9 protein-coding genes are annotated in these 12,630 nt (G+C 66.2%); 3 read left to right on the top strand and 6 right to left on the bottom strand.

Going from position 1 to position 12,630, the window contains the following annotated elements:
* Positions 1-178: 178 nt before the first annotated feature.
* A complete protein-coding gene (gene bluB, locus EWM63_RS03665) occupies positions 179-844 on the bottom strand; it encodes a 5,6-dimethylbenzimidazole synthase (RefSeq protein WP_130185331.1) in 666 nt (221 codons plus the stop codon).
* A 98-nt stretch (positions 845-942) separates the two neighbouring features.
* Positions 943-2,907 carry an AsmA family protein gene (locus EWM63_RS03660; RefSeq protein ID WP_229487708.1) on the bottom strand — a complete coding sequence of 655 codons (1,965 nt, stop codon included), beginning with the start codon at positions 2,905-2,907 and terminating at the stop codon, positions 943-945.
* Positions 2,908-3,240: 333 nt separating this feature from the next.
* Between EWM63_RS03660 and EWM63_RS32905 the strand changes: the two genes are divergently transcribed.
* Positions 3,241-4,959, top strand: coding sequence for a methyl-accepting chemotaxis protein (locus tag EWM63_RS32905; RefSeq protein ID WP_130185329.1), 1,719 nt, complete (start codon positions 3,241-3,243; stop codon positions 4,957-4,959).
* A gap of 100 nt (positions 4,960-5,059) precedes the next feature.
* On the opposite strand, the gene EWM63_RS03650 is transcribed toward EWM63_RS32905, so the two are convergent.
* Both EWM63_RS03650 and EWM63_RS03645 read right to left on the bottom strand, forming a co-directional pair.
* Positions 5,060-5,446: a cupin domain-containing protein gene (locus EWM63_RS03650; protein ID WP_130185328.1), complete on the bottom strand. Its 387-nt coding sequence runs from the start codon at positions 5,444-5,446 to the stop codon at positions 5,060-5,062.
* 56 nt (positions 5,447-5,502) lie between these two features.
* Positions 5,503-6,408: an alpha/beta fold hydrolase gene (locus tag EWM63_RS03645; RefSeq protein ID WP_130185327.1), complete on the bottom strand. Its 906-nt coding sequence runs from the start codon at positions 6,406-6,408 to the stop codon at positions 5,503-5,505.
* 127 nt (positions 6,409-6,535) lie between these two features.
* Here EWM63_RS03645 and EWM63_RS03640 point away from each other — a divergent pair, with 127 nt between their 5' ends.
* Positions 6,536-7,150: a CGNR zinc finger domain-containing protein gene (locus EWM63_RS03640; protein ID WP_130185326.1), complete on the top strand. Its 615-nt coding sequence runs from the start codon at positions 6,536-6,538 to the stop codon at positions 7,148-7,150.
* Positions 7,150-7,953, top strand: coding sequence for a TlpA disulfide reductase family protein (locus EWM63_RS03635; protein WP_130185325.1), 804 nt, complete (start codon positions 7,150-7,152; stop codon positions 7,951-7,953). Before EWM63_RS03640 ends, EWM63_RS03635 begins: the two co-directional genes overlap by 1 nt.
* A gap of 79 nt (positions 7,954-8,032) precedes the next feature.
* Here EWM63_RS03635 and EWM63_RS03630 read toward each other — a convergent pair whose 3' ends face one another.
* On the bottom strand, positions 8,033-11,392 hold the full coding sequence (locus tag EWM63_RS03630; protein ID WP_130185324.1) for a glycosyl hydrolase: 3,360 nt from the start codon (positions 11,390-11,392) through the stop codon (positions 8,033-8,035).
* Positions 11,393-11,591: 199 nt separating this feature from the next.
* On the bottom strand, positions 11,592-12,194 hold the full coding sequence (locus EWM63_RS03625) for a phasin family protein (protein ID WP_130185323.1): 603 nt from the start codon (positions 12,192-12,194) through the stop codon (positions 11,592-11,594).
* Between the last annotated feature and the right edge of the window lie 436 nt (positions 12,195-12,630).

Here is a 12,630-nt window from a genome sequence, read left to right as displayed (position 1 = left end):
CAGGGTGAAAAATCTATTGCCTGGAGCGTACAATATTGTTGCGCTCAGGTTAATCAGCCGGTTTTGTTAAATATTCTAAGCCGCCGTAATTGCAGTTCGGGATAGTAAAGGGGGCCATGCATTCAGGAGAGCGAAAGTCCGAAGTCAAAACACATTACGTGATCGATGCTTTTTGAACTCATGGCGTCCCCCACGTATTCTCATAAACGATCCCGCCCAACTCGCGCCGGCTGTCCCACCGCTCGGTCTGCAGCATCGGCTCCGGATAAAACGCGTCCACGTGGCCAACGCACAGCAGCGCAATAGGACGGCTGCCTTCAGGCATTCCACACAGAACACGCACGTGCTCCGGATCAAACAGCGACACCCACCCAACGCCCAAGCCCTCGGCCCGCGCAGCAAGCCAGAAGTTCTGGATCGCGCAGGAAGCCGATGCCAGGTCCATGTCCGGCATGGTGCGGCGGCCGAACACGTAGCGCTCGCGGCCCTCGACAAGCCCCACGACGAGCAGCTCGCCGCACGCGAGGATGCCTTCCACCTTCAGGCGCATGAATTCGTCGGCCCGTTCGCCCATGGCTTCGGCGGTAAGGGCGCGCTCGGCGTCGACGTGGGCATGCAGCTCGCGCCGCAGCGCCGCGTCGGTGATGCGCAGGAAGCGCCACGGTTGCATGTAGCCCACGCTGGGCGCACTGTGCGCGGCTTCGATGAAGCGCGCCAGCTGCACCGGGTCGATCGGATCGGGACGGAAGTGACGCATGTCGCGGCGCTCGCGGATGGCGCGGTAGACGGCGTCGATCGCATCGCTGTCGTACGAGTGCGGATTGTGCTGGTGGGGATTGGTCATGAACGCATCGGCGCTGGCGGAAAGGGCGACTCTACCATGGGCCCGGCGCTTCGGAAAAGGCAGCGCGCGGGTCGCAGACCGCGCGCGCTGGATCGACTTTATTTCTTGCCGACGGACTTCGGCAGCTCGCGCACCTGCGGCTTCTTCTCGGCTTCGGCGATCGCGGCCTTGCAGTTTGTGTCCGGCACCTTCGACACGTTCACCAGCGGCAGCACGGCGGCCAGCGGCGACACGGCGGCCAGGGCCACGGCGGCGCCGGCCTTCAGTGCCAGCGGACCCTTGTACGGCCCCACGTCGGGATCGGCGAACGTGCCTTTCGCATACAGCGGCGTGCGCAGCGAGAAGATGCGGGTGCCCTTGGTTTTCGGGCGCACGTCCAGGTTCAGCTGTTCCTGGGCCAGGTCCACGTAGCCGGAAACGTCGACCACCGCTTCATCCGTATCCAGCACGAAGCGCTGCACGTTCGCCCGGCCATTGCGCACGGCCGCCTCGGCGGCCAGGCAGTTCATGTTGATCTGCTTGTCGCCGAATACCTTCACGAACACCGCGTTGGCCACGTTCAGGCCCGCCAGCTCCAGCACGAACTTGCTCACGGAGCCCTCGGTCACCACGGCATTCATTTCGCCGTTCGACGACGCCAGCATCGAAGCCACCGTGTTCCCCTTGCCGGCCAGCGCCGCGTCGCCGTTGATTTCGCCGAAGCTGCCGCGCATCGATTCCAGTTTCGGGAACAGCCGGTTGATCTTCAGGTGCCGCGCCGCCACGCGGGCCTGCGCATCGATGGCTTTCTGGCGGCCGTCCAGCGAGATATTGGAAATCACCTGGCCACCCGCCATGCCGAATTGCAGCGGCGTGAGCCGCAGTACCTTGTCCTTCATGTGGAGGTCGGCCACGATGTCCTGCAAGGGAATGTCGTTGGTGCGCACGATGCGCTTGCCGGTGAACTTCACGTCCGCATCGAGCGCGCCCCATTTCGACGTATCGAATTCGTCCACCGGCAATGCCTTGCCGGCGGGCGGCGCCTTCACCTTGCCGGCCTGCTTCGTGCCGGCGCCCGTGTCGGCGCCCACGGAAGGGCCCAGGTCCGCGAGGCGCAGTTGCTGCGATGTGAGCTCGCCGCGCAGCAGCGCCCGCGGCTTGCGCTGCGAATACGACAGCGTGCCGGCGATATCGCTGGCGCCGACCTTGCCTGAGAATTTCTGGTACGTGAACGTCCACGCGTCGGCATCGTTCTTCTCGCCGAGCAGCCGGCCATGCGTGGAATAGGGCGGCGTTTCCGGCAGCAGCACGCCGGTCAGCGGATACAGGTCGGCCATGCTGGGACCGGCCAGCTTCAGTTGCAGGTCCATGCCGGACAGTGTTTTCGGATCGTCCAGCGTGCCCTTCACGGAAATCTTGTTGCCGCCGATGTCCGCATTGGCCTCGACTGGGAACTTGATGTCCGAACCCGTCAGCGTCAGCACCGCGCCGGCCTTGCCGCCGCCCGTCACGGGCGCCTTGTTGTATTTGCCGCTCAGCGTGAAGGCCAGGCCGTAGGGCTGCGCGCCCGGCGCGGCCGGGGTGGTGTTGCCGTTGATCGATTTCGCGTCCGCCCGCAGGTCGAGGTCGATCGCTTCGTCGAGGTAGCGCAGCCTGCCGGTCGAGAAGGCCAGGCGCTGGATATCGACTTCCCATTCGGAAGGGCCATTGTCCTTCAGCGTCCACGAATTGCTGCCATCCTTGCGGCGCTGCAGTGCCACGTTGGGCTCGGCCAGCCGCAGGTCGGTGATGACGAATTCCTTGCCCAGCAAGGGCAGGATGCGGAAGCCCACATCAACGCGCTTCGCCGTGGCCATCTGATTGCCGACGGTGCTCCATGCCGGGTTGCTCATGCGGATGTCCTCGACGCTGACATAGGGCCGCGGCACGTAGCGCCGCCAGCCCGTTTCGCTGTCGAGGCCGCGGTGGAACTTCACGTCCAGGTTGCCCTGGATGGCAAATTCGCGCCCCGTGGTCTCGGAAACCTTGCGGTTGATGTAAGGGCGCAGCATGTTCCAGTCGAACAGCGCAAAGAGGATCAGCAATCCGACGATTGCCGCGAGTATGGCTCCGCTTATCTTGAGAGCCTTGGAATTTTTTTTCATAGCCTCGCCACCTGGTTGAAGGCGCTTGCGGACGAATACCAGACCCCGCTTTGTACGCCAGAAAACACAAGCCTACCTTCGATGGCGCCTGCTGTTTGTTAGACACACAACCTTGCATGCACATCGGCCATGACGACCTGCCAACTGTGTGCGCCTCGACCGACAAAGTCGCGGCAATATACGCGAATTCTCACCATTTGCTGGACATGCTTCCGCGAGTAAAGCTACTGTTGCCACTAGGTATTAAATATCTTTCCTTTCAGCGAGCCAGCCATGCGCCATTTGTCCATCAAGCAAGCATTCATCGCCACCTTCTTACTGACCGTGCTGCTCGCGGCCGCCACGCTGTGGGCGATGCTGCGCGTCTCCGAGAAGCAGGCCTCCGCCACGGCGGCCAGTCAGTCGCGCTACCAGTCCTACCTGCTGGCCGATGAACTGCGGCAAAGCTCGGACGACCTGACCCGGTTGGCGCGTACTTATGTCGTGTCCGGCGATGCGTCGTACGAGCGGCAGTACATGGACATCCTCGACATTCGCAACGGCAGCAAGCCACGCCCGGAAAACTACGGGCGGATCTACTGGGACTTCGTGGCGGGCGGCCTGCCCGTGCCGCCGTCGTCCGGCAAGAGCGTCTCGCTGCAGCAGCTGATGCAGGAGGCCGGCTTCACGGAGCAGGAATTCGGCAAGCTGAAGGAAGCCCAGGCCAATTCCGACGGCCTCGTGAAAACCGAGGTGATCGCGATGAATGCCGTGAAGGGCCTGTTCGACGACGGCAAGGGCGGCTTTACGCGCAAGGGCGAGCCGGACCTGGAGTTGGCGCGCCGCATCATGCACGACACCACGTATCACCAGAACAAGGCGCGCATCATGCAGCCGCTGAACGAATTCCTGGCCATGCTCGATGGCCGCACGGCCGCGGCGGTGGAGAAGGCGGAAGGCGAAACGCGCACGGCGTTCGCCATGGCGGTCGTATTGCTGGCCCTGTCCGTGGGCGGCACCGTGCTGTGCCTGCTGCTCGTGTACCGCTACATCGCGCGCAACCTGGCCAACGCCACGGCCACCGCCGCGCGGATCGCGCAAGGCGACCTTACCGAGGATATCCGCGTGACGCACGACGATGAAGTGGGCATCCTGATGCGCGCCATCGCCACCATCAACGCCAACCTTGCCGGCATGATCGGCAAGATCCACGCGAGTACCGACGAAATGGCCGTGGCCACCGGCGAGATCGCGCGCGGCAACGCCGACCTGTCGGCACGCACGGAATCGCAGGCCAGTTCGCTGCAGGAAACCGCATCGTCGATGGAAACGCTGACCCATACGGTGCAGCGCAACGCCAGCGACGCCAGCGAAGCGAACCGGCTGGCGGCCGATGCCTCGTCGATCGCCGCGCGGGGTGGCGAAGTGGTGTCGAAGGTGGTCGGCACGATGGGCGCGATCCGCGAAAGCTCGACCCGCATCGGCAACATCACCAGCGTGATCGACGGCATCGCGTTCCAGACCAATATCCTGGCGCTCAATGCCGCGGTGGAAGCGGCCCGCGCCGGCGAACAGGGCCGCGGCTTTGCCGTGGTGGCATCCGAGGTGCGCAACCTGGCGCAGCGCAGCGCGGCGGCGGCCCGTGAAATCAAGGAACTGATCGGCGACTCGGCGGGCACGGTGGAAGAGGGCGCCCGCATGGCCGACCAGGCCGGCCAGACGATGGGCCAGGTGGTCGACGCCGTGCGCAAGCTGGAAACCATCATGGCCGGCATCACCAGCGCCAGCGCCGAGCAGAGCACGGGCCTGCAGGAAATCAACCAGGCCGTCACGATGATGGACGACATCACCCAGCAAAATGCGGCGCTCGTCGAGCAGGCCGCGGCGGCGGCCGAAAGCCTGCGCGACCAGGCTGCCAGCCTGTCACAGGCCGTCGGCACGTTCCGCCTGCGCGAGGTTCCCGTGGCGCGTCACGCAATCGCCGCGCAACGTCGCCCGCAGTTGTCACACTGACCGGCGGCGTTACCGGCGGCGAGATGCTGCATATCGCGACACCTTCCCCGCACGCCTTCACCGATAATTGCAGCCTGCGGGGGCAGCCTGGCGCAGGCAATTACCGAGCCGATACAGGCCGGCTTTGCGTGCCGGCGCCCCGGGTGACGAACATCATCCGGCTCGGTGAACGTACCGTAGCGGTATGCCACACGCCGCGCGGCACCACGACTGCACAACTGCCCGACAGCGCAACGGTGACGAGTCCTTCCTCCCGGTCGAGATGCAGCTCGACATCGCCCGACAGCAGGTATACGAATTCGTCGCCGTGCGGATGCATCTCCCAGTTCGGCCAGTCGTCATCGAAATCGAACGCAGTGACCAGCCAGCCCCGGTCATAGCGGCCGGCCTCGGATTCGGGCATCTGCCAGAAGGCGTCGCCGGCCAATTGTCGCGCGGTGCCGTCTTCAGCAAGGTGGAGATACGTGTCGCGGGGATCGAAGATCATTGCAACTCCGTCGGTGTCGATGAAAGCCCGATGCTATCACCGCTTCACTCTTCCCATCATGCCGGCAGGCTGCGGCCCAGGAAATCCAGCATGGCCGCCGCGATCTCCCGGCCATGCGTTTCGATGGCGAAGTGGCCCGTGTCCAAAAAGCGCACTTCCGCGTTGCCGTTGTCGCGCTGGAAGGCTTCGGCGCCGGCGGGCAGGAAGAACGGATCGTTCCAGCCCCAGATCGCCAAGGTGGGCGGCTGGTGGCTGCGGAAGAATTCATGCAGCCGCGCGTAGTGGGCGACATTGCTGCCATAGTCGACCAGCAGGTCCATCTGCACGTCGACGCCGATCCGCTCGATCGACGCGTGAGCCAGCTGCCAGCTCTCCGGTGCCAGCAGCGAGGTATCGCTGACGCCCTCCGTGTACTGCCAGCGCAGCATCTCCAGCGTATTGAACTTGCGCAGCGCTTCGCGGTTGGCGGCGGTCGGCTCGGCCCACGCCTTGCGCATTTCCGCCCAGCCCGTGCTCAGGCCTTCCTCGTAGCCATTGCCGTTCTGGGTCACGATCGCGGTAATCCTTTCCGGATTGTCCACCGCCAGGCGCCAGCCCACCGGGGCGCCGTAGTCGAACACATAGAGCGCATAGCGATCCAGTTCCTTCGCGCGGGTAAAGGCGTCGATCACCGATGCGAGGCTGTCGAACGTCCAGTCGAAACCCGCCGGGGCGGTGGTCTGGCCGAAGCCCGGCAGGTCGGGCGCGATCACTCGGTAGCGCCCGGCCAGTCGCGGGATCAGCTCGCGGAACATGTGGGATGAAGCGCCGAAGCCGTGCAGCAGCAGGATGGCCGGCGCCGCCGGTGCGCCGGCTTCACGATAGAAGAGATCGACACCGTTGATGTCCATCGTGCGGTAATGGACCTGCCCGGCATGGGCTGTTTCGGCATGGGCGGTTGCGCTTGCGGTGGGTGCGGTCATGGTGGCTCCTGGTAGGCGGGTCGGTGGGATGGCTTGATAACCTGTATAATCAAATTTATTGGGTTACTTGAACCGGAGTGTGCGCCGCCTTCCGTAACCTGTCAACGTATTTTTCAGGGGTTATTTGATGGCAACTGCGACAACTGCGACAACCGCGGCAACTGCGAAACATGCGCCGGACGAGGCCCCGGTGCTGGCCGATCACCTGGCGTTGGACCTGCTGAACACCGAGGCGCGCGACGATGGCGCGGCCGTCGATTTCTGGCGCAGTGGCGACGATGTGCGGCGCTGGCTCGAGCGGCAGGGTATCGTTGCGCCGGCAGGCGCGAAGGCGGCCGATGGTGCCGCGTTGCTGGCGCAGGCCACGGCGCTGCGCACGCTGGCCCGCGGGCTGGTCACGCGCCGCAAGGCCGGCAAGACGGCTGATCCCCGCCCGTTGAATGCCATCCTCGCCACTCATGTCAGTGCGCCGCAACTGGTCCACGACGGCCATGGCAAGCTGGTGGTGAAGCGCGAGCCGCGTGGCGACGCGATCGCGGCGATGCTGGGGCCCGTCGCGGAAGCGGTGGCGCAATTGCTGGCCGACGGCGATTTCACGCTCGTCAGGCAGTGCGAGCACCCCGACTGCGTGCTATGGTTCTACGACCGCACGAAGGCGCACAAACGCCGCTGGTGCAGCATGGCCCTGTGCGGCAACCGCCACAAGGCGGCCCGGTTCCGCCAACGCTCGGTGGGGGAATAATGGACTCGATCACGCTGGGCCCCGTCGTGCTGCCGACGAGTGCCGTGCTGTCCCTGCTGGCGATCCTGCTTGCCACCGGCATCGCGGACTGGTTCCACCGCCGGCGCGGCGTGGATGCCGGCCCGCTGTTGTGGAAGATGATCGTCGTCGGCTTCCTCGCCGCACGCCTCATGTTCGTGTTCAAGCACCGCGATATCTATGCAGGCGCGCCATGGACCGCGTTCGATATCCGCGATGGCGGTTTCGAGCCGGCGATCGGCCTGCTCGCAGCCTGCGTGGTCGGTATCGAGCTGGTGCGGCGCAGCGATGCGCTGCGCCGCCCGCTGCTGGTGTCCGCGCTGGCCGGGCTGGCGCTGTGGGGTGGTGGCACGCTGGCCGTGCAGTGGATGACGCCGGCGCGTGCGCCGATGCCGGATGTGACGGTGCGCCAGCTCGACGGCACCGAGATCGCGCTGGCGCGCTTTGCCGGCAAGCCGCTGGTGGTCAACCTGTGGGCCACGTGGTGCCCGCCCTGCCGGCGCGAAATGCCGGTGCTGCATGCCGCGCAGGCGGCCAATCCGGAGATCGGCTTCGTGTTCGTCAACCAGCGCGAATCGGCCGACACCGTGCGGCGCTACCTCGCAGGCCAGGGCCTGCATCTGCAGAACGTGGTGACCGACCCTGCCGGCCGGCTGGCGGCCAGTACCGGCTCCGTGGCCTATCCCACCACGCTGTTCTACGATGGCGCCGGGCGGCTGGTACTGCGCCACGTGGGCGAGCTGTCGCAGGCGACGCTGCGCGACAAGCTGGAAAAGATCCGCTGAGGCCGATGTCGACACCGGAACGTTGCGGGGCCGTCGTCGCCGCGCAAGCCGATGCCGACGTTCCCGCGACGGGGCGCATTCACCCTGCGCCGTCGTACCGCAGCGTCACGGGCCCCAGCAGGCCCGATGGAAACAGCACGTCGCCCGGCTGGTAAGGATTGAACGTGGCCCAGGCGATGCGTTGTTCGGGAGGCAAACCCGCGTCGGCGATCAGCCGGTTCGCCCACAGGTTCGCGACCCGGACTTCCAGCCGGTTCCGGCCCTTGCGCAGGTGGCGGCCGATATCGGCCGCGTAGGGCGCTTTCCATAGGGTGGTCACTTCCGTGCCGTTGACGGAAACGGTCGCCACCACTTCCACTTGCCCGAGGTCGAGCCACACGGCGTCCCGCGGCAGGCGTGGCAGGTCGAACTGCGTGCGATAGATCGCCGTGCCCGAGTAATGGCGCACGCTTTCCAGTGCATGCGCCGTCCAGCAGGCGAGTTCCGGCAGCACGAGCGATGCGGGGCCGCCCCAGGCCGGATCGAAAGCGACCCGCCACGGCCCGCGCAGCGTGTGCCGCACGGGCAGCTCGCCGATCAGCGACAGCGGCCCGGCTGCTGCTGCTGGCGCTGCGGGCGCGCCGAATACCACGAACAATGACGCATGCTGCTCCAGCCGCAGCGGTACCGTCGTGCCGCGCGGCGTGGCGCGCGCACCGGGCAAGGTGCAACGCTGGCCGGTGCCCGGGTCCCACGCCTGCGGCGCGCCGGCGCCATCGCGGAACAGCGCGTCGACGGCAAGGGGCCCCGGCCGATGGTTGGCGACAAAATACAGGTCCATGCCGTCCACCTTACGGTGCACGAACAGGATATCGAGCGGGTCCAGCCCCGCGGCATGGAAATCCGTGCCGATGCCGAGCCGCGCCAGGTGCACCGCCGGTTCCTCGCCCCACATCACGACGCCGGCACCCACGCGGCGTTCGCCCCGTGCTGGCTGCGGTGCCACACCCCATAGTTCATCCGCGATGCGCAGCAGTTCGGGCTGGCCGGCGGCATCGGCGAAGCCGGGCGTGCGGCGTGCCCGCACGGGGCCGATCACGCGTGCGCCGTGCCGCACGAGGTGGAGCACGTGGCGCGCGGCCGCCAGCGTCATGGCTTCGCCCCCGGCCAGCACGAGCACCGGGTAGCGCATCCCGCCGGGCATGACCAGGCAGCCGTCGTCGATGGTGGCGCGCAGCAGTTCCTCGTCGCCGCACACGTCCCAGTCGTGGCCGGCCGGCGGTGCGGGCCGCATGCGCGCGGTGGCGATCTTCAGCGGCGTGTCGCTGCCCAGGTGGTACAGCAGGTCCACCACCGGCCGGCCCAGGCCCAGCAGGTACGACGCGCGGCCCAGCGTGTGCCAGAACGGCGTGCTTTGCTTCCACCACGTGTTGTTGCGCTGGTAGGGCAGGAAGAATTTATCCTCCGTGACGCCGGGTTTGCGCCGGTCCCCATACGGCTGGTGGTTGCCGGCCAGGACCACCATGCGGTTGATGCCATTCGCGAAAGCGGCATCGGCGAAGGGTTTGAGCATGGCGGGATGGATGTGCGCCGGGCTGCCCGTGAATGCTTCGGCGGCCACGATCGGCTTGCCGTAGAGGTGCGCGGCACTGGCGGCCTCGCGGCAATCCATCGTGCCTTCGGGCTGGCCCTCGCCGCCGAACTGGTTGACCCAGAATTCACCCATCGGGATATCGACCCGGCCCTTGGCACCGATGTTGTCGCCCGGCAGGCAGGTGGCGATGCCGGGCGCCTGGGCGGTGACCGTCATGCCGGCCGCATTGGCGAGGCGCGTGAAGGTGCCGAAGTATTCGTCGCTCATCAGGTCGGCGATCGTGCGGCGCACATCGAACAGCACGCGGTCCGTTGCTTCGGCGCTGGCGACCGGAATGCCCATCATCGCGGGCAGCCATGGCAGCAGGTCGTAGCCGCGCCGCTTGCGGAACTGGGCCGGGAAATCCGTCGTCCAGTTCTGCGACCCGTGTTCGGCGCTGTCGATGCCGATGCCTTCGATGCGCCCGCCTGGCACCGTGCGCACCGCTGCCAGGATCGGGCCGATGTAGTGTTCGAACTGCACGCCGGTGGCGTGCGCGCTCAGCTTGTCGCATTCGAGTCCCAGCGCGCCGGGATAGCCGTGTTTCGTGCGCGCGCCGGTGGGCGTGTGGCCTAGCCGCAGGATCGTCCAGTCGCCCGGCGGCGGTGTCCAGTCGAGCGAGCCATCCGGCGCCAGGTGCGCTGTCACGTCGACCACGGTGGTGGGATCGACCACTTCGCCATGGCTGTAGCGCGGCGTGCGGTCCGGGTCGGCGAAATCGGCCAGGTTGCCGGCCTTGCTTTCCCACCGGTCCACGCGGGCGGAGCCTCGCAGCGTCAGGCCGCCGAGCAGCAGGTCGTCGTCACCTGCCGGAACATTGCGCCCCCAGCCGTGCAGGTTCAGCCGGAAATGGCGCGCCGTGACCGCCGCGAACGACACGGTAAGCCGGTCCCACCATCCATGCTGGTAACCCATCGCCGGCAGCTCGGCGACCGCCGCCCAGCGCTGGCCGTCGGTACTGGCTTCCAGCATGCCGAGCGGCGGGTTGCGCCGCATGCCCTGGCCGAGCGCATCCGGGCCCCAGCGGCCGGGCACCTGCGTGGCGATGACGGGGGCCTTGGAATTCTTGCGTTGGGTGAACGTCAGGCTGCGCACCGTGACGGCGTGGCCGTAATCGAAAGCGACCAGCACTGGCTGGCCATCGGCGCGCGGCCGGATGCGCGCCTTGCGGCGGCCGGCATCCGCCTCCCCGGCGACAGGGGGGCGTGCCATCATTGCATCGAAGTCGATGTCCGTGGCGTTGCTGGTGATCGTGGGCAGCGGCAGCGGCGCGCCGCCGTCGACGGTGCGGTAGGCGAGGCAGGCCACGTCGCGGTAGTAATCGAGGTTGGTTTCCGGCTGCCGCAGTTTCAGCACGCGGCGCGCATCGCCCGTTACGTGCGTCTCGCTGGCCACGAGACGCTGCATGCCCAGTGCCGGCGTGATCCACGGCCCGCCGGCCACGTAGCCATTGCTGGCATTGACTTCGAGTGCGAGCCCGAGGCGTGCGCATTCCGCGGCGGCGAAGCGCACGCGCGCGAGCCATTCGGGCGACAGGCTGGCGAGTGAATCCGGCGCGGCCTTGAACACCTGCTCGTACAGCACCACGCCGCCGAAGCCGGCCTGGCGATAGGCTTGCAAATCGCGGGTGATGCCTTCATCGGTCGTCACGGACTCGCCCCAGAACCACCAGATGCGTGGTCGCGCGGGCATGGGCGGATCGGCAAAGCCGGGGTAGGGATCGCCATGCCGGGCAGCATGGGCAGCTTGGGGGATGAGCGTAAAGGCAAGCGATGCGCCGGCCGTCGCCAGGAAGGCGCGGCGGGTCCAGCCTGTTCGTTCGTCCATGCCGAGCACCGTTGGTTGACCAGTGCCCAGAATATAGCAAGGGCCAATCGGCCATGGCCGGCAGCGGAGATTCTCACGGACTTGAGCGGAACGGCAAACAAAACGGGGAAGCCCAACGGTGCGCAAGCCACGATCGGCTTGCGCACAGCACTGCTACGGGGTGGCAACAGCGGCGCCCGCCGCCACCACCCCCATTACCTTACTGGCGCGACTTGCCGCCGGTTGCCTGGGTAGCGGCAACCGTTTCACCTTGCACATTGCCTTTCGACGAAGCGCTGTCGTGGTCGCGGTCGCCGGCGGACTGCACATTGCCTTGATAGCTGGCGCCATTGCCACGCTGTGCGCCCGGGATTTCAAACGGGTCGCGGAAGTTCTTCAGCGCTTCTTCCTGGTGGCGCACATTGCGGTCGGTTTCCTCGGCAGCCGTACGGGCGACCTGGTCGGCCAGGGCGCGGGCGGTGCGCGAGGTTTCCTGCACGTGCTGCTCGGCCACGCGAGCCAGTTCAACCTGGGCATCTGCGGCGACGCGCGAGACGTGCTGCTGGTAGGCGCGCAGTTTTTCCGAAGCAGGCTGGGCGCGCGAAGCGGCCACCTGGATCACGTCGTTTGGACGATCGGTGGTCAGCAGCTGGTGACCGGCAATGGTGCTTTCCTCGATCAGCGTCTGGCCCAGCTGGATGTTCAGCTGGCACAGGTTCTGGAAGGAGCGCGACAGCGATTTCGACATATCGTTCAGGAAAGCTGCCTGGGCATTCAGGTGGGAGCGAACGGCAGGCGTCACGGAATGGGAAAACGGGAACATGGCATACCTCGTAAAAGTGAAAGATCACAGGGCGAGCACATCGGATCACGACCGCATCCAACGGGCCACGAAGCGCGCAACCATAACTGCTGCGCTAGTCCGGCCCCCCATCACAGGGGGCGCGTTCGTTAAGGTAGGCCCGCTATGTGACAGGCGTTTGACATGATGACGATAAATTAAAGTAAATTTATTATTTTTAATTGCACGATGAAAGCTTTTAAGAGGAGTAAGCAACAAAGAAAACTTTCTTGCGATGCCCTGGATCGTGCTTGAACGCATCGACAATGCCGAACCCGTACCCCGCTGTCGCGCATCCGTCAAGCCGAACCCCGGCCCCGCTGGCGATTCGCTTGCGGCGTGCTAGGCCCTCGCGTATGCTGGCTAGGCAGCACCGTCGAGATTTTCGCTCGGCGGCACACATCGCATGAAGAAGCAG

Source organism: Pseudoduganella lutea (genome assembly GCF_004209755.1).
Classification (GTDB): Bacteria; Pseudomonadota; Gammaproteobacteria; order Burkholderiales; family Burkholderiaceae_D; genus Rugamonas; species Rugamonas lutea.
This window is presented reverse-complemented; position numbering and strand designations above follow the sequence as displayed.